This is a genomic window from Glutamicibacter sp. M10 (assembly GCF_025452055.1).
Classification (GTDB): Bacteria; Actinomycetota; Actinomycetes; order Actinomycetales; family Micrococcaceae; genus Glutamicibacter.
In genome coordinates, this window is record NZ_CP104918.1 from 3,400,669 (window position 1) to 3,417,292 (window position 16,624).

A 16,624-nucleotide genomic window follows, 5' to 3' on the forward strand; every position below is an offset into this window, starting at 1 on the left:
GTACTCCATTCATGCTTGGATCGATTCTGTGAAATTGGACGGTGTAATGCTGTCCAAAAAGGGAGCGGCAGAACGCTCATGCACCTCGGCACTGACAACCACATCCGCCACCCCCTCTGCGGAAACGGTGACCTCAACGAGACCGACACGATCAGGACGGATTACCGCCAGCACACGCCCGTCATACGTACCGTGCGTGTCCTTATCAAAACGCTCCGACGTGCAAGGGCGTCCGCTGCCGAAAGCCGCCAGCGATCCTGCCCCGGTCACGGAGACAGTCACGGGACGATCAGCATCGTTGATGAGGTTGCCGTCGGCATCTCGAAGCTCGATCTCGACGAAGAACAACGCCCCGTCGCGCAAATCGGTGCTGGACTTATCGAGCCTGACATCAAGAAGCGCCTCGCCGGATGCCGTGCGCAGTATGCTGCGACCGACTTCCTCGCCCTCGCGCAAGGCGATCGCGGTGAGCGCACCCGCCTCGAACGGAAGCTCGAAGTCCGCCAAAAAGCGCGACGACTTCCGACCAGCTCCCTCGCGATCACCCGACCGTTCAGCTCCAGTTCGATCTCGTCAGCATTGCTGTAGACCTCAACGATCATCGGTGATCCGTCAGCGATGTTCCAGCTCCAGCTGGAGACGGCATCCGTCCAGCTCCACTGCCCAAGGGTGAACGCACGACCATGATTGGCAGGACGCCTAACGGCGATATAGGGCGTGGAACGCAGACCGAATACGGTCTGGCGATAATACGACATGGGGCGGCGGTGGCCCGTGATGTCTAGGTCAGCCGACCAAGACGTCAGCCATGGGAACTGCCCGTCGAACGCGTCCGATTCTCCCTCATATTTGACGCGTCCTACTCCGACTTCGCCGAGGTAATCCCATCCGGACCACGTGAAATCTCCGATCACCTGCGGATGATCAGTCACGAGTTTCCAGTTGCGATCGATACGCGAGGGGAACGTCTCCGTGCCGACCACGATGCGCTCTGGGTGTTCTTGCCGTTCCAGTTCGTATCGTGCATCGCCATAGTTCAATCCGACAATATCGAGCATCGCGAAAGACTCCGCCGTGGCAGCGGTGACCAGTGGCGAGGTGGCCACCCAGTCCATGAAGTCCTCGGTACTTCCCATGAGTGCGTTGACGCCGCCGTCGGCCTCCGCACTCTCAGGCTCCCCCTCTGTTGCGCACTGGGCGGTGGCTTCCTCGATGACCGTGGAGATCTCGCTCATTGCGGAGACGAAGCCGTTGATACCGTTGGTGACGAAGCGTGTGCCGTCGAGCTCCCTGACCTTTTCTGCGAGTTTGCGTCCCCATTGACTTGCGATCGCGTTACCCGTTTCGGGGATCTCATTTCCGATCGAGTAGATGATCACGCTGGGGTGGTTAAAATCCGTGGCGACCATCGCCGCGACATCCCTTTCCCACCATTCGGGGAAGGAGAGCGCATAGTCGAAGGGCGATTTCGAATCGGTCCACATGTCGAAAGTCTCGTCCATCACCAGGACGCCGTGACGGTCGCAGGCGTCGAGCATCGCAACACTCATTGGGTTGTGGCTGCTGCGAATGGCATTGAAGCCGGCAGCTTTGAGGAGAATGATGCGACGCTCTTCGGCATCCGCGAATGTCGCGGCGCCCATGATGCCGTTGTCGTGATGGATGCATGCGCCTCGTAGCTTCACGGTTTCACCGTTGATGCGCAAACCGTGATGGGGGTCGAGTTGCAGGGTTCGAATTCCGAAGGTCGTGTGGCGGATCTCCGGTTCGTCGGCAATACCGTTTAACCTCGTACGAGCGGTGTAGAGGGCTGGACGATCGACGCTCCATCGTTGCGGTTCTGGGACATAGATCCTTTGTCGGACGACTCCTTCAGTTTGGGGAAGCGTCGTGATCGGGCTGTTCTGAATCCCAACGACATTGCCCTCTGGATCAAGGATCTCGGTGGACACCGTTGCCGTGCGGGTGAGGATTCCGGTGTTGCGCACGCGCGTAGCAATCTCCACAACAGCGAGCTGATCATCGATATCGGGTGTCGTGATCCGGACACCGTTCTGCTCCAAGATGTGCACTCGATCGCTGACCCAGAGGTGCACTTCGCGGTAAATCCCTGCGCCGGTGTACCACCGCGAATCGTCATGCGTCCGAGCATCCACTCGGATGGTGTTCTGAGCACCGTATTCGAGGAAGCCGTCCAGCGAGACCACGAAGGCTGCATAGCCGTTGGGCCGTTGCGCGATGAATGCACCGTTCACGTAAATCATGGCGTCGCGATAGACGCCTTCGAATTCGAGCGCGACGTGCTTATCGCTCCACTCCAGCGGGACATCGAGCGAGGTGACATACTCGAATGCACCGGCTGGGAAAAGGCGCCCGCGGCACCGCTGGGCGCATCAGCACTGCGTTCCAGGCCAATGATCGCATCGTGCGGCAGGCGCACCGGGATACCTGCCGACGACTGACCCTGCACATCCGCGAATATGCTGGTCTTCGGCCGGTAAGACCAATCGGAGTTGAGAGAAGAGCGGGTCATGACTGCCTTTCGTTGCTGGTTTTCCGGTCACAGGACATCGCGTTCCGCAGCCATTTCAACTCGTGATTGGCCAAGAACCGGCCCAGTGAAGTCTCCGCTTCCAGCGGTGTCGCCGGAAGCGGTTCGTGAGCGTTCTGGGCTAGGTTCTGCAGTTGCCGATGATTGACCGGCTCGACAGTGACAGACGGTTCCTGTCGCCATGATTGTTTTGCCGAGGATGGCGGTTTGAGTAGTCACGACGTCACTTCGACAGACGCTGTGAACGGCGCGGTGGAGTCGCCGCCGATGCCTATATCAAACGTCGTGACGTCCTGGATGTGCGACGACGTGACCGCGCTCCAATACTGAAGTTGGTCCGGCCCAAGAATGAACTCGATCCGACGCGATTCCCCGGCAGCGAGGCAGAGCCGGGCGAAGCCTTTCAGCTCCCGAACAGGACGAGAGGACGTTCCGTACCGCTGGTGAATATACAACTGTGCGACTTCGTCGGCGTCACGATCCCCGATGTTAGTGATATCGACACTCACCGTGGTCGACTCGCCCCTGGCGATCACCGGTCGTTCGATACGAAGACTGCTGTATTTGAAAGAGGAGAAGGACAGGCCGTGCCCGAACGGATACAGCGGTGCATTGGACTCTTCGAAGTACCGTGCATTCTGCTCTTCCGGAATGAAAGTGCGGTTGTGCGCGTAGATCAACGGCACCTGACCTACATGCCTAGGCCAGGTAAACGGCAGACGACCCGCGGGGCTGGTCGCGCCTGTGAGCACCGACGCGATCGCTTCACCGGCACGTGTTCCCGGGTACCACGCTTGCACGATCGCTGGGACATTCTCATCAGCCCAACGAAGATCCAATGGCCGGCCGGAGACGACCACCACCACGACCTTGGTGCCGGTGGCATGGATACGCTGCAACTGCTCCAGTTGGCGACCGGGCAGATCCAGAGTACTAGTGGATGATTTCTCCCCGATCTGGTTCTGTCGCTGTCCGACCACAACGATCGCCACATCTGCGGCCTCCGCGAGCGCGATCGCGCGGTCGATGGCGGCATCGTCGTCGTAGTCTGGCGGCGTGCGTTCGACAGTGGTGTCAAGCACGTCGAACATCGACGGATGGATCCTTTCCGGTATTCCTGCTCCTGCCTCGTAGCCGACTCTCGCGTCCCCGAGTGCGGCGCGCAGTGCGTCGACGATCGTGACGGTCTCGTTCGTGTCCTGATCGAAAACCCAAGGCCCGAGCACTTCGCGTTGACTGTCGGCGAGTTGGCCAATCACCGCTATGCGTCCCAAAGCGCTCGAGTCGAGGGGAAGTGCCAAGTCATCGTTTTTGAGGAGCACGATAGACTCCTCCGCCACCGTTTTGGCCAGCTCCCTGTGTTCAGGTGCAGCGAGCACGGAGGCGGTGTGTTCCTCCTCAGCGTAGGGACTCTCGAACAGGCCCAGTCGAATCTTCGCTCTGAGCACTCTGCGCACTGCTTCATCGAGCGCGCTCTCACTGATCCTGCCATCGGCCACCGCCTGCGGGATATTATCGAAGGCCGGTTCAAACATGCACATCTCCATGTCCAGTCCGGCACCGAGCGCCCGAATCGCGGCGTCGGTCTGGTCCTTAGCGAAGTGCTGAACGGCGAGCGAGCGGACCGCGTTAGCATCCGACACGACGAATCCTTCGAAGCCGAGCTGGTCGCGAAGAATACTGGTGAGCAGCGTCCTGTTCGCCGAGGCCGGAACACCGTTGAGGTCCATGTAGGCGCTCATCACATTCGCAGCCCCGGCCTCGATGGCCGCCCGGAACGGTGGGATGTGAACGTTCCAGAGTTCATTCTCCGACACCTCGGCGTCGTCGTAGTCACGCCCGCCGCGAGCGGCACCGTAACCGACGAAGTGCTTGGGCCCGGCCAAGATGCTGTCAGCGCCAAGATCCCCCTGGAAACCGCGCACCTGTGCCGCGGCCATCGCCGCTCCCAACACGGGGTCCTCCCCTGCGCCCTCGATGATGCGGCCCCACCGTGGATCCCTGGCGATGTCGATCATCGGCGCGAACGTCCAGTGCACCCCGGCGGCACGCGCTTCGCGCGCCGCAGCTGCCTGCACTGCTTCCACACTCGACTCCGACCACGTCGCGGCCAGAGCGATCGGCACAGGGAAGATCGTCCGCCAGCCGTGGACGACGTCGAAGCCGAATAACAGGGGTATACCCAGGCGCGACTCCTCCACTGCGTACCTTTGCATGCGATTGCTCAGCGCGGGATCTCGCAGGAAGAGCAGAGACCCGGCTCGACCTTCGCGAATCGCCGCTTCGATGAGCGCCGGGAGTTCGACGTGGATCCTGTGCTCCGGCGGAAGCGACTCGATATCAAAGTCCTCCGGGAGCGGTTCTCCGTCGCCGGTGTAGAAGTACTGTGTCAGCTGCCCCGCTTTCTCTTCGACGCTCAGGCGCGAAAGCAGGTCCTCGACACGCTCTTCGACCGAGAGATCAGGATTCTTGTAAGGCAGGGCAGACATCGGTTCCTCCACGGAGTCGAGAGATGGGACGGTGTGACGGTGAACAGTGCAGTGCGAGGTGTTCACTTGTTGGCTCCTTCAAGAGCGGCGGCAAGTTCGGCGCGGAGTTTCTCGGAGGCACCGGGAACATACTCAAGCATCGTGCGGATCGACATTCCTGTCGCCTCGGGGGCGCGCCCGTCCAAGGGCACACCCGGGTAGTGGCGCGCGAAGGTCTCGGTGAAGCGGCGCCATCCGGCCGGGTCATCCGACACTTCACGCAGCGTGGAGTCCAGGCTGAGAACGGGGCGCATCACCGGATTAATCTCGTAACTCCACGAGTGTTCTCCCCTTCGATCTCAACGACCTGCGAATCGGTGTGCAGTGGCAGCACGACTTCAGCGGTGGTGTTTGCGGGGATGCTCACCTCGACGCAGACTTGCGTGTCCTCGATGCGCCAAGCAATGCGAACCTCGCCCGCAGCGATGGTGTGCGTCAGTTCGGCGTGGGTGAGATTTCCACCTGGTTGTGGGGCGATTCGCATCCGCCGATACCCCGGTTCGATCGCCGAGAGACCGCCGATCGTTCGATGCATCCAGTCGGCAACCGCGCCGAGTGCGTAGTGATTCAGCGACGTCATCCCGGACGGGTTGATGCTGCCATCCGGACGGATCGAGTCCCACCTCTCCCAGATGGTCGTAGCCCCCATGGTCACCGGGTAGAGGAAGGATGGTGCCTCCGTCTCCAACAGCAGGAGGTACGCCTCAGCTAGGTGCCCGGTCGAGGAGAGAGCATCGGTCACCAACGGAGTTCCGGCAAATCCGGTGGAGATGCGGTACCCGGCCTGTGCGACAAGCGCCGCCAACCGGTCACCGGCATGCTCCCTTTGCGCTTCATCGAGGATGCCGAAGGAGATCGCCAACGCATACGCTGTGGCGGTCTCTGAGGCCAGACGGCCGTTGGGAGTCACATACTCGTGGCAGAACGCCGCACGGACCTGATCAGCGAGGGCTTCAAACTCCGCCGCGTCCTCGGTGCGCCCGAGGATGCGCGCGGTGTCTGCCATCTCTCGCGTGGTACGGCACAGATAGGCTGCGGCGACCAAGTGACGGTCAGTCTTCCCGCCCGAAGGATTATCGTCCGGCGCGTCCGGATCAAGCCAATCCCCATACTGGAATCCGGTACTCCACAAGCCCTCATCATCGAGAAGTCCAGCAACCTGACGGATGAAGGTGCTCATCGAGTCGTACGCGTCCTGGAGGATCTGCTGGTCGCCGTACTCACGATAGAGCGCCCACGGAAGACTCACTGCGACGTCGCTCCACAGGGCTGTCGGAGAGGAGGGCGTAGAAAGGACATCAGGTACAACCCATGGCACGAATCCTTTCTCCTGCTGCTCGATTCCGAGATCTCTGAGCCAGGACCCGAGCACACCACGTACGTCGTAGAGAAAAGCGGCAGTCGGAGCGAACGCGTTGATGTCCCCTGTCCACCCCAGACGCTCGTCCCGCTGCGGGCAGTCGGTGGGCACGCCCACGAAGTTGTCGCGCATCGACCACACTGCGTTCGAGTGCAGCTGGTTCAGTTGGGGGTTGGAGGTCTTCAGCCATCCCGTGCGAGTCATATCGGAGTGGATGACCACCGCTCGGATCGCGTCCGACGAGAGCTCACCTGGCCACCCGTCGATTTCGACATAGCGGAAACCGTGGAAGGTGAATCGCGGCTCCCACGTCTCCGGCGCGTCACCATGGAGGATGTAGGTGTCTGTCGCGGCGGCCGTGCGCAAGGTCTCGTCCTCGATCTCCCCGTCCACCATTACCTCGACGTGACGCAGTGTGATCGTGTCTCCGCGATTTCCATCGACGGTTAGCCGGACCCAGCCCGAGATGTTCTGCCCAAAATCGACGACGAGTTTTCCGCTGGGCGTGCGGAGAACTGCCACAGGAGACAGCTCCTCGATGCGTCGAATCGGCGGCGCGATAGGGTCAGCCAGAGCTTCAAGCGGCCAGTCGAATTCTTCAGCCTGCACCCAATCGCTGTCATCGAAGCCTGAGCGGTCCCACCCAGCAGGCTCGCTTCGGGCGTCGTAGGTCTCGCCGTCGTAGATGCTGTTCGCACCAAGCCCGCCGCGAGAGGCGGTGACCGATGTGTCACTGACGATCACTTCCCGGTTCCCGTCGTCATATTCGAGTTCGAGTTCGAACCACGCCGCAGGACGATCGGAATAGTGATGGCGTCGCCCCTCCCATCCCAGACGACCAACTGCCCATCCTTCACCCAGCACAGCCGCGACAGTATTCGCACCGACAACAATCCGGTCGGTGACATCGTGAGTGCTCACGATGAGCCGGTGATGATAGGAGGTCCACCCGGGAGCGAGCACCTCATCACCGACGACGGCACCATTGAGGTGCGGCTCGATGAGCCCCACTGCAGTCGAGCGGAGCGTCGCGCGACGGGGTGCCATCAGCGCGACGAACTCCTTCCGAAGATACGACGCAGGCTCACCAACAGCTCCCTGCGCAAAGGGAGGGCTGACGAAAACGGCAGAACTGGACTCGGTCATCACCTGAACGGCGCTCCTTACAGATGAGAGCTTCGATAGTCGGGCTACCGAGACTCCGTTGTCAGAAATTTCAACTAGCGCGAGCTAGTTACGCTCAACCATAACACGTGAGCTAGCGCGCACAAGTCAATCCATCAAAAAAGGAGGGAAGTGTGATGGACTTAGGGAGGAAAACGCCGTGAAACGAAGGAGTGACAGTGGCATCGCAGTCATCAGGACGACGGGTTACCGCGGCGGATATCGCTAGATCTCTCGGGGTATCCCGAGCGACGGTGGGCTTCGTCCTTAACGAGACCCCCGGGCAGACGATCTCCCCAGCGACCACGGCGCGGGTGCTCGCAGAGGCGAGGCGCTTGGGGTATCGGCCTCACATCGCTGCGCGAGCGCTGGCTAGCGGACGGAGCCATCTCGTGCTGCTCGTTCTTCCGGATTGGCCCATCGAACACAGCCTGCGAGAGAACATCGATGAGGCGACCCAAGCCCTCGACGAGCATGGATACACTTTGATCACTTTCACGCCACACGAGGGGCGCGCTCCCGTCCGTTATGGGAGACGCTGCAGCCAGATGTCGTGATGGGCCTACTCCGATTCCCGGCCCCCTGATCCGCTCTATGCGTGAAGCTGGCGTCGAACGCATCATCCCGGACCCAGATGAGGCATCGAATACCCGCTATTCCGAGGGGGTCCCCGACTCCAGGTGGAACATCTTCATGAACTCGGCCACCGGCGACTCGGCTTTGCCCGACCCGGCGACCCGCGACTCGTTGAACTTGCGGACGCGCGAGAAGCGGCGGCCACAGCAGCGGCCGTCAATCTCGGCCTCGAAGCTCCAAGAACGCTCGAGCCGGTCTGCGTGGGATCCGAGCTCGACCCGCCAGTCCAGGCATGGGTCGACGCAGGCATCACGGGCGTGGTGGCCTTCAATGATGATGTCGCGGCGGCAATCATCGGTGCCGCCGCACGTGCAGGAATCGCTGTACCCCGGTCCCTCTCCGTCGTCGGCCACGACGATACCCCGACGGCATTAATGTTCGAGCCTCGCATTTCCAGCGTGCAGATCGACTCGACAGGACTGGGGCACTATCTCGCGGCTCTGGCCATTCATGCACTGGACGGGACGCCGACGCCAGACTGGGAGCAGACCTCCGCCGTGACGTTGATCTCGCGAGAATCGACCTCCGTGAGTCCGTCCACACAGGAGTAGCTGACAGGACGACAAACTGGCAGGGCCCGCAACGAAGTCGGTGAGTTTAACGATCGTTGCGGGCCCTGCCTGCGTTATCTAATTAGCGAACCTGCCGAACCCTCATCACAATAATTCCGCCGACCAGGGTGATCGCTCCGGCAATGAAGTAGAGCAGGGTGTAGTTTTTGCCCCCGGACGAACTCGCTCCGATGGCAAGGATGAGCGGAGCGATGAACGGTGCGATCGCCTGGGGGATGGCGGTGGCGAATCCGGCGATTCCCATGAATCGGCCAGCATCGGTGTCACGCTCAGGAAGGACATCCAAGAGCAGCGCTTGATCTACAGCAGAGAACGCTCCGATGCCTATTGACGCGATGAGCGATCCGACGAAGAGCATGGTGATGTCCGTCGCTACGGCTTCAGTCACGACTCCCACGGCGAAGATTACGGATGCCACGAGAACGAAGAGCCGACGGCGACGGAGTTTATCGGAGAGGAAGCCGCCACCGATCGCACCGATCGTGGTCGCGGCGATGCCAACCAAGCTCAGAGTCGCGAGCACGCCGGCAATTTCTTCGACGCTGATCTTCAGGCGGGCTGCGAAGAAGAAGGCGGTGAAGGCCGTGTTCAGGGTTAGACCGAAATAGAAGCAGAATCGACCTGTCCATACGAGTGAAAAGTCGGGGTACTTCGCGGGGTTGAACAAGTACTTACGGAACGTCGTTCTGATGGTGAGAACCCCGGAGATGATCATCTGGCGACTGTCCTGCTCGCGGGAGAAGAACAGGAAGAGCGTAAGGAACAATACGCCCACCATGCCGGGGACCAAGAACAGCAGGAGCGAATCGGCAACGAGACTTCCGGCGATGATCACACCGGCGACGGGTGCGACCTGCGTCGCGAAGCCGACGAGGCCTGCGACCCTGCCGCGCTGATGCTCAGGAAGGAGTCTGCCATCGAGGTGGTGAGGATGGCCAACGCCTGCCCCCACCCAATCTGTGCCAGGATCCAACCCGCGCCCAGAAGGAGTACGTTCGGGGCCAGGCCCATAACGAACAGTGACCCCACCCCAACCAGCATTCCACCGAGGATCCAAGGGCGTCGACGACCTAGGCGCGAGCGCGTGCGGTCGCTGAGGATTCCGACGATCGGAGTAATGACCATTACGACAATGGAAGCGGCCCCGGTGATGTAACCCAGATACCGCTCTTCGAAACCGGGTGCCAGTGCACTCACTCGCACCGCGAGAGAGATGGCGATCGGCGTAATGAACGCTACGAAAATCCCGAACTGGGCGAGGACGAGCAGCCAAATGTAGGAACGTGACGCTTGAGAGGGACGGATGAGGCCCGTGACCGTACGAGTACCTTCTTGGTGCGCGCCGGACGGCGCAGGAAGGGGCGCGGAGAGCACAGTCGATGGCTCCTCGGACTGAGAGCCTGGATTGAAGGGCGTGGTCATAGGGACTCCATTGTCAAAGAGATGCCGCGTAAGCACAGTGCGGATTGCAGGACATTATCTACGGCGTGTGCGTCAACTTGCACGCGCAAGTTGAATCGACTGTAACCGTTATCACTTGCGCGCGCAAGTCCTGAAAGCAAAACAAACCGTGACGGTACCACCAGGGCATCATTGAAAGCGTCTTCGGCATCCGTTTTGACAAGAAATAACGACCTGCTTGATGAAATCAAATCAGCTCAGATCAGATTGTTACGATAACTTGTTTAATACGTCCCTGATTTAAGCTTCTACTGCACATCGCTTAGAGTTTCTTGACGTGCGGTGGTGGCTGCAACAAGAAAATGCGGGTATATCATGAAATTTAGAGGAAAACTCTCACTAGTAACCGCACTAATTGCTGGGCTGGTTATCATCCCCGCGGCACCGTCATTGGCCGAGGGGTCATGAAGTCCATCCATCACCAATGCACTCACCGGATTTTCGTCTCGTAGCTGGAATGACCGAAATACTGATTCCGTAGCAACCAAAACAACTTTCAAAACTTCCTCAGAAACTTGGGGAATGCAGAAAAGCGTCGGAAGCGTTACCGTAGACCTGGCGGATTGTCGAGGCGCCCTCCTCCCGACAAAAACAGTTTCCACGAAGACCACCGGTTCAGTAAACTTCGGTGACCGCAAAAAGAGGACCTATCACTTTACGATCAAGAAAATTGCTGGCCTTCCCTCAGGAGTAAGGTGGCGGGCTCTAACGGTCGTTGCAACACCCTGAACAATCAGCAGTTGCAACGACCGTGCCTCATTTAACCCCAAACCCAACACCGTCCACCCCACCACGAACCCGAAGAGCAAGACTCACTGAAGACGAGAAGCAACGCTTCAACGAAGTCCTCGACCGAACTCAACTCGTCAAAGACGCTGCCCAAGCCATTGGCGCCTCACTGACGACGGCGTATCAGCTCGCCAAAGAACACGGTTGGAAATCAGTTGAAGACCATGCCTCCGATGAAGACAAGGACTGCCAAGAACCAGCCCACACCAGTCAGAACCTTATTGCCAAGTTCTTGAGCGCGCATGCCCGAGACGCCAATAACACGCCAGACGTTTACCTGTACCGCGATGCCGACGAGGACCGACACAACAATAGCGAAGGCGAAGGCCGCGCCGATTTTCACCGTAAATTCGGTGGTCTGGGTAATGAATCCAGGGCCGATAGCGCTGGTGGCCATCAAGAACATAGCGCCCAGCAGGGCGGTGCGCCGAGCTTTGGGGCTCATTTCAGTCTTTGACTCAGGAAGTGCCATGGTGACATGCCAATGCGATAGTGGTGACAGCTGTCACAGAATCAATGTAACGCACAAGACATTACAGATTATTGAACAACCTTGGCAAGATGTTGTTCAACAATATTTCTCCAGTTTTTAGCGAGCGAAGTGGCGGTACTGCTCATTTGCATACTCAGTATCTATGTTTAACGTATACTCAGTATGTAAACATTACATGTCCCCTCGCACTCTTCGGAGGTCCCTTGTCTATCCGACATTCTCTTCTTGCCCTACTACACGACCAGCCGATGTATGGATACCAACTACGCAGCGAGTTTGAAGAGCGCACCGGTTCCACCTGGCCACTGAATATTGGACAGGTCTACACGACCCTTGACCGGCTGGAGCGCGATGGCTTAGCCGTCAAGGACGGCGATGACGGAGAAGGTCACGTGGTCTACCGAATCACCGCGTCGGGCAAGACCGAAGTTTCCCAGTGGTTTGCCGCGCCCGTTGTTGCAACTAATCCACCCCGCAACGAACTGGCCATCAAGTTGTCCCTGGCAATGACCCTAGACAATGTGGACGTAGAAATGCTCTTGCAGGCGCAACGCACTGCTTCGATGCGCAACTTGCAGACTTATACCCGGCAGCGCCGTGAAGCAGCGAAGTCGGACTCCAATGACTCGCAAGATGTTGCCTGGATTCTCGTGCTGGATTCACTGGTCTTTGGCGCAGAGGCCGAAATCCGCTGGCTTGATCACTGCGAAGGCTGGCTGCGCAAACATCGCTTCCGCACCTCAAAGAGTCCTGCCTCCCACGCTGCAGAACCGACCAATGCGACGAAGGAGCCGACGCGATGAGCGATCAGGTCCTACAGCTACGCAAAGTCTGCATGACATACGGCAACGGAGCGAACTCCGTGGGTGCTCTACGAGATATCAACTTAGACGTGTCTGCTGGCGAGTTTGTTGCAGTGATGGGCCCTTCAGGTTCCGGCAAATCATCATTGCTGACCCTGGCAGGAGGTTTAGAGAAAGCCACCAGCGGTGATATCTACGTTGAAAACACGCCATTGGGTGCGCTGAACATCAATGAGCTGGCACGCCTTCGTCGCCGAGCTATCGGCTACGTCTTTCAAGATTTCAATCTTGTGCCGTCTTTGACGGCGGTAGAAAATGTCGCTTTGCCCAGAGAGCTAGATGGCGTGCCGTCCCGCAAAGCCCGTCGCCAAGCCATGGACGCACTGCGTTCCGTGGGCATCGACAAACTGGCGGACCGATTCATGGACCAAATCTCAGGGGGCCAACGTCAAAGGGTAGCCATCGCCCGTGCCATAGTTGGCCAGCGCCGCCTGATTCTGGCCGATGAACCAACCGGTGCGCTAGATACGGCCTCCGGCGACGGAATCATGGAAGTACTGCGTCATCGAGCAGACGCCGGTTGCGCGGTTGTCTTGGTGACCCATGAAGCCCGACATGCCGGTTGGGCTGACCGGGTACTTTTTCTCAAGGACGGAAGAATCGTAGACCAGGCAGCACAATCCTATGATCCTACAGATCTACTGGAGCTTCCTGCCAACTAATCATGTCACTGAACCTTGAACCACAACATCGTGCCAAAAAACAGCAACTAAAACTCGCGCTTCGAATCTCTTGGCGAGATATCAAAAGACATCGTGGCCGTTCAACACTTATTGCGGCGCTCATCGCTGTGCCCATCATGATGATTTCGGCTGCACTTGTCGCCGGATTCAGCAAGATGCCCAGCACCGAAGAAACCATAACCAACGAATTTGGCCAGACCGCCGGTCGCGTCAGCCTCCAATACTCGGACCTCGCCGGTATCTCCCAGAGTCCCAAGGGTGATTTGAGTAGCGTTATCAGCGATGCTGACGCAGAATCTGGACAACGCAACGGAACTCTAGATGATTTCAAAGATCTGGTACTACCTGACTACGACGTGCTGCCCCTGAGTAGCATCAGCCTGACGACCGAACGCGAGCACGCTACATTAAGTTTCGGCGCGGTCATCGGAGACGTCCTTAATCCCGCTTTCGATGGGAAATACAAGCTGCTTGAAGGGCGCAAAGCCACCAGCAACATGGAAGCTTTCGGAACCCCCGGCTTCATGCAACGATTCGACCTGCAGTTAGGCGATCGATTCTCGACCAATGCCGGTGAATTCACCATGGTCGGTATGGTGCGCGATAGCAATTCCAACGATTCGTTTCCTACGTTCTTTGCCGCGGCGAACGACCTACCAGAGAACTTTGTGCTCGGCCCCAATGAAACCAAGTATTACCTTCTCGGGCAGAAACCTGCCACTTGGGCGCTGGCCACCGAACTGAACCAACGCGGAGCAATTCTGACCTCCGCCGAACTGCTGCGCAATCCCCCACCTGCCGAACAAGTTGGAGCATCAGCGAAGGACTTCGCGGATGCGCCGAGCGGCAATGGCCTCGACCTCATCATGACGGGCGCTTCGATCGCCTCTCTGGCGATGTTGGAAGTGGGGCTGCTGGCCGGTGCAGCATTCGCGGTAGGCACTCGTAAGCAGCAGCAAGATCTTGCCCTGCTTGCGGCAACAGGTGCCGAAGCGGGTACCCTCAAATCCGTGGTGAGCGCCAGTGGCCTATGGCTGGGCCTGATCGGAGGCATCGCTGGTGCGCTGGCCGGCACGGGCGTGGGCATTGCCTGGGTACTTTGGAAACTCCACAACGGAGAAAACCTGCTTTGGCTGCACATTCCCTGGCCACTGATGCTTGGAGTCGTCCTGCTGGCACTTATCGCCGGTGTTCTCTCCGCCTACGGTCCCGCCCGTATGGTGGCAAACCAAGCTTTGAATGTTGCGCTCAAGTCGGGCCGAACAACCAGCAATCACAGTCGCAAGAGTCTGCGGCGGGGTATATTCTGGCTGGCTCTATCACTCTTGTTGCTGGCGTTATCCGCTTCGCTGTCCCTGTTTGAGATCATTCACGATTTTGAACTACGCAGCTACCTTGCCCTGGCCTTGGTCATTATGAGTAGTATCGGATTGATCAGCTCACTCATCTTGCTGACAGCCCCGTTGCTCAGGCTAGTGGCTGCAAAATCGGCTTGGCTTCCGCTTCCACTACGTTTGGCGACCCGCGATTCTGCTAGGAACACCGGAAGAACCGTCCCCGCCGTAGCCGCGGTACTTGCAGCTGCAACACTATCTAGTGCCATATTGATCTACTGGTCGAGTTCTTCGCATACTGAGAACGATAATTACCAGTGGAGTTACAACCTCAACCAAATGGCGTTGCCGCTGACGGTTTTTGAGTATTCACCTAGCTCCATCGGCGCTATGGGAACGGCATCTTCCGACGCGCTCGCTACTAGAAAGATCAATGCCGAGGAATTGTCGAGTGCTGCGCTCAAGGTTTTGGGAGAAGGCACTAGCGCCGCAACCATCCAAGGTGCTTTCGACCAGAACGAATGCGCCGGACTAGATCCAAACTCCGTTGAAATCGATGGAATCATGCATTCTCCAGATTGTTCGACGTGGGCACTCAAGGAACCCGTTGGCCATCAATGTTTCGTAGCTACCGATGGGAAACCTATTGATCTGCAAGATTGGCGGTGTCGGGGATCCATGGCCAATGATTCTGGTTCCAGTAGCCTTCCCACCATCGTTGTCGGAGGTGAAGAAACCCTAGAAACCTTGCTCGGACGAAAAGCCAGCCCAGAAGCGTTGCAAACTTTGACCTCGGGCGGGGCGGTAGTTAGCAATCCGGTGTATCTGAACGCGGATGAGACAACAACGTTGATTTCCTACGACGCTAATGCCGAGCCCCAAGAATCGGTAGATACCGCCGAGCAAATGTCTTCACTACGGACCTCGTTCAGTCCCCAACACAGTTTCCCGTTGTTGGCCACCGTTGAAGAACCGACCAAACCCATCCCCTACTACGCGGTTATTTCGCCGGAGACTGCTTCAAGAATTGGGATGCCTTACGATGAGCGACTGGTGTTGCTATCTCTGAACGAAGTTCCCAGTGATGCAGTCAACGACACGCTACTGACCGCACTGAGTGAGGTAGCAGGAGAAAACTACGGACCAGAAAAACTGGAAACCGGACCGAATTCCAACGTGACCTCTGCTTTGTGGCTGCTGGTTGGCGTTTCCGCCTTGGTCACATTCAGTGCTACGGGTATTACCGCCGGGTTGGCGTTGGCCGATGGACGCGAAGACCATTCGGTCTTGGCCAGCATCGGCGCAGATCCACGGCTACGCAAGTCGCTGTCAGCGGCGCAGCTGTTTTTGACCTCCGTAATCGGCACGCTGTTTGGAATTGTGGCTGGCATTGTTGCTACAGGAACACTGCAGCTGCTCTTCCGGGACATGGCACTAGTCATTCCGTGGACGCAGTTGATGATCATGCTGCTAGTTGTCCCCTGTATAGGTTCTGCAATGGCATGGTTGCTGACCAAGGGAAGGCTACACGTTTTGCGGCACAGGACGCTGGCCTAGACGGATCGCTACTAACCCACCCGATGAATTGCGCATGGCCCGAGCTTCAAGAAGTCTTGAACCTCGGGCCATAAGTGTTTAGAGCAGGGGTCTGCTCAATTGGATCCTTAGAAGTGGTTTTCGCCGGCGATGCAGACTTCGCTACCGGTGATGAAGAGACCTTCTTCGCTGACCAGCAGGTCCACAACCTTTGCTACCGAACTTGAAGTAGCTCGCGCGGCAACGGAACTCTTTGCCCAACAGTGCATCGAAGCAACCACGGTTGAAAGCATCGCGGACCAGACCGGGATTTCGCTGCGCACTTTTTACTGCTACTTTCCCACTCAAGAACAATCTGTACCCCACTACTGGCAAGTGGGCACCGAAACCTGTCAGTAGACCCTTCGATATGAGTCCGCAGGATCCCTCGGTGCGCACGTCGACAACGCTTTGGCCACGACCTTAGACGTCTGCCCTATTGAGATGGGCGACAACGGCTTTGAAGTGGTTTGGCGAAGGGTCAACACGCGATCCGAACCTGCTCAGGGCAGGGGTACCACCTGCGCTATTCGCCTGGCGCGCGAAGCCATCTTTCTATAACCATGGTGCATAAAAGAACTCAGGCTATGAACGCGCGAAGCGTTCATGGCCTGA

General features: G+C 58.4%; 14 protein-coding genes and 1 pseudogene. 6 read left to right on the forward strand and 9 right to left on the reverse strand.

The window, feature by feature from the left end:
* Positions 1–9: 9 nt before the first annotated feature.
* From N6V40_RS16470 to N6V40_RS16490, 5 genes are all read right to left on the reverse strand, one after another.
* On the reverse strand, positions 10–363 hold the full coding sequence (locus tag N6V40_RS16470; protein WP_315973724.1) for a hypothetical protein: 354 nt from the start codon (positions 361–363) through the stop codon (positions 10–12).
* On the reverse strand, positions 279–2,321 hold the full coding sequence (locus tag N6V40_RS16475) for a glycoside hydrolase family 2 TIM barrel-domain containing protein (protein WP_262199772.1): 2,043 nt from the start codon (positions 2,319–2,321) through the stop codon (positions 279–281). Before N6V40_RS16475 ends, N6V40_RS16470 begins: the two co-directional genes overlap by 85 nt.
* A 239-nt stretch (positions 2,322–2,560) precedes the next feature.
* Positions 2,561–2,770, reverse strand: a complete 210-nt coding sequence (locus tag N6V40_RS16480; RefSeq protein WP_131090258.1) for a hypothetical protein — start codon at positions 2,768–2,770, stop codon at positions 2,561–2,563.
* A complete protein-coding gene (locus N6V40_RS16485) occupies positions 2,767–5,040 on the reverse strand; it encodes a glycoside hydrolase family 3 N-terminal domain-containing protein (protein ID WP_131090259.1) in 2,274 nt (757 codons plus the stop codon). The genes N6V40_RS16480 and N6V40_RS16485 overlap by 4 nt, the downstream gene beginning before the upstream one ends.
* A 292-nt stretch (positions 5,041–5,332) precedes the next feature.
* Positions 5,333–7,585, reverse strand: a complete 2,253-nt coding sequence (locus N6V40_RS16490) for an alpha-L-rhamnosidase (protein ID WP_315973815.1) — start codon at positions 7,583–7,585, stop codon at positions 5,333–5,335.
* A 197-nt stretch (positions 7,586–7,782) separates the two neighbouring features.
* Here N6V40_RS16490 and N6V40_RS16495 point away from each other — a divergent pair, with 197 nt between their 5' ends.
* Positions 7,783–8,160, forward strand: a complete 378-nt coding sequence (locus tag N6V40_RS16495) for a LacI family DNA-binding transcriptional regulator (protein ID WP_396268059.1) — start codon at positions 7,783–7,785, stop codon at positions 8,158–8,160.
* A gap of 123 nt (positions 8,161–8,283) precedes the next feature.
* Positions 8,284–8,790 (forward strand): substrate-binding domain-containing protein, encoded by a 507-nt coding sequence (locus N6V40_RS17805; protein WP_257746328.1) that lies wholly within the window; start codon positions 8,284–8,286, stop codon positions 8,788–8,790.
* Positions 8,791–8,872: 82 nt separating this feature from the next.
* Here the strand turns inward: N6V40_RS17805 and N6V40_RS16505 are convergent, their stop codons facing one another.
* The 3 genes and pseudogenes from N6V40_RS16505 to N6V40_RS16515 form a co-directional block, all read right to left on the reverse strand.
* Positions 8,873–9,646 carry an MFS transporter gene (locus N6V40_RS16505; RefSeq protein ID WP_262198279.1) on the reverse strand — a complete coding sequence of 258 codons (774 nt, stop codon included), beginning with the start codon at positions 9,644–9,646 and terminating at the stop codon, positions 8,873–8,875.
* Complete coding sequence (locus N6V40_RS16510) at positions 9,643–10,233, reverse strand: MFS transporter (protein ID WP_262198281.1); 591 nt, start codon at positions 10,231–10,233, stop codon at positions 9,643–9,645. Before N6V40_RS16510 ends, N6V40_RS16505 begins: the two co-directional genes overlap by 4 nt.
* 982 nt (positions 10,234–11,215) lie before the next feature.
* Positions 11,216–11,533 (reverse strand): annotated as a pseudogene (locus N6V40_RS16515) (hypothetical protein); the annotation flags it as partial.
* A 224-nt stretch (positions 11,534–11,757) separates the two neighbouring features.
* Here N6V40_RS16515 and N6V40_RS16520 point away from each other — a divergent pair.
* Genes N6V40_RS16520 through N6V40_RS16530 form a run of 3 tightly spaced genes read left to right on the forward strand, consistent with a single transcriptional unit; the run spans position 11,758 to position 15,991 of the window.
* Positions 11,758–12,357: a PadR family transcriptional regulator gene (locus tag N6V40_RS16520; RefSeq protein ID WP_131090262.1), complete on the forward strand. Its 600-nt coding sequence runs from the start codon at positions 11,758–11,760 to the stop codon at positions 12,355–12,357.
* On the forward strand, positions 12,354–13,079 hold the full coding sequence (locus tag N6V40_RS16525; RefSeq protein WP_131090263.1) for an ABC transporter ATP-binding protein: 726 nt from the start codon (positions 12,354–12,356) through the stop codon (positions 13,077–13,079). The genes N6V40_RS16520 and N6V40_RS16525 overlap by 4 nt, the downstream gene beginning before the upstream one ends.
* 2 nt (positions 13,080–13,081) lie before the next feature.
* On the forward strand, positions 13,082–15,991 hold the full coding sequence (locus N6V40_RS16530; RefSeq protein WP_131090264.1) for an FtsX-like permease family protein: 2,910 nt from the start codon (positions 13,082–13,084) through the stop codon (positions 15,989–15,991).
* A 107-nt stretch (positions 15,992–16,098) separates the two neighbouring features.
* Here the strand turns inward: N6V40_RS16530 and N6V40_RS16535 are convergent, their stop codons facing one another.
* Entirely contained in the window at positions 16,099–16,293 is a 195-nt protein-coding gene (locus N6V40_RS16535) for a hypothetical protein (RefSeq protein ID WP_235026482.1), read from the reverse strand.
* On the opposite strand from N6V40_RS16535, the gene N6V40_RS17810 reads away from it, so the two are divergent.
* Entirely contained in the window at positions 16,238–16,369 is a 132-nt protein-coding gene (locus N6V40_RS17810) for a TetR family transcriptional regulator (RefSeq protein WP_370515048.1), read from the forward strand. The two genes, N6V40_RS16535 and N6V40_RS17810, sit on opposite strands and share 56 nt — an antisense overlap.
* The last annotated feature ends 255 nt before the right edge of the window (positions 16,370–16,624 follow it).

Bases quoted from the DNA above. Each gene is read 5' to 3' on its own strand.
- N6V40_RS16530 (WP_131090264.1), top strand. From the start codon at position 13,082: ATGTCACTGAACCTTGAACCACAACATCGTGCCAAAAAACAGCAACTA.
- N6V40_RS16485 (WP_131090259.1), bottom strand. From the start codon at position 5,040: ATGTCTGCCCTGCCTTACAAGAATCCTGATCTCTCGGTCGAAGAGCGT.
- N6V40_RS16525 (WP_131090263.1), top strand. From the start codon at position 12,354: ATGAGCGATCAGGTCCTACAGCTACGCAAAGTCTGCATGACATACGGC.
- N6V40_RS16490 (WP_315973815.1), bottom strand. From the start codon at position 7,585: ATGACCGAGTCCAGTTCTGCCGTTTTCGTCAGCCCTCCCTTTGCGCAG.
- N6V40_RS16510 (WP_262198281.1), bottom strand. From the start codon at position 10,233: ATGACCACGCCCTTCAATCCAGGCTCTCAGTCCGAGGAGCCATCGACT.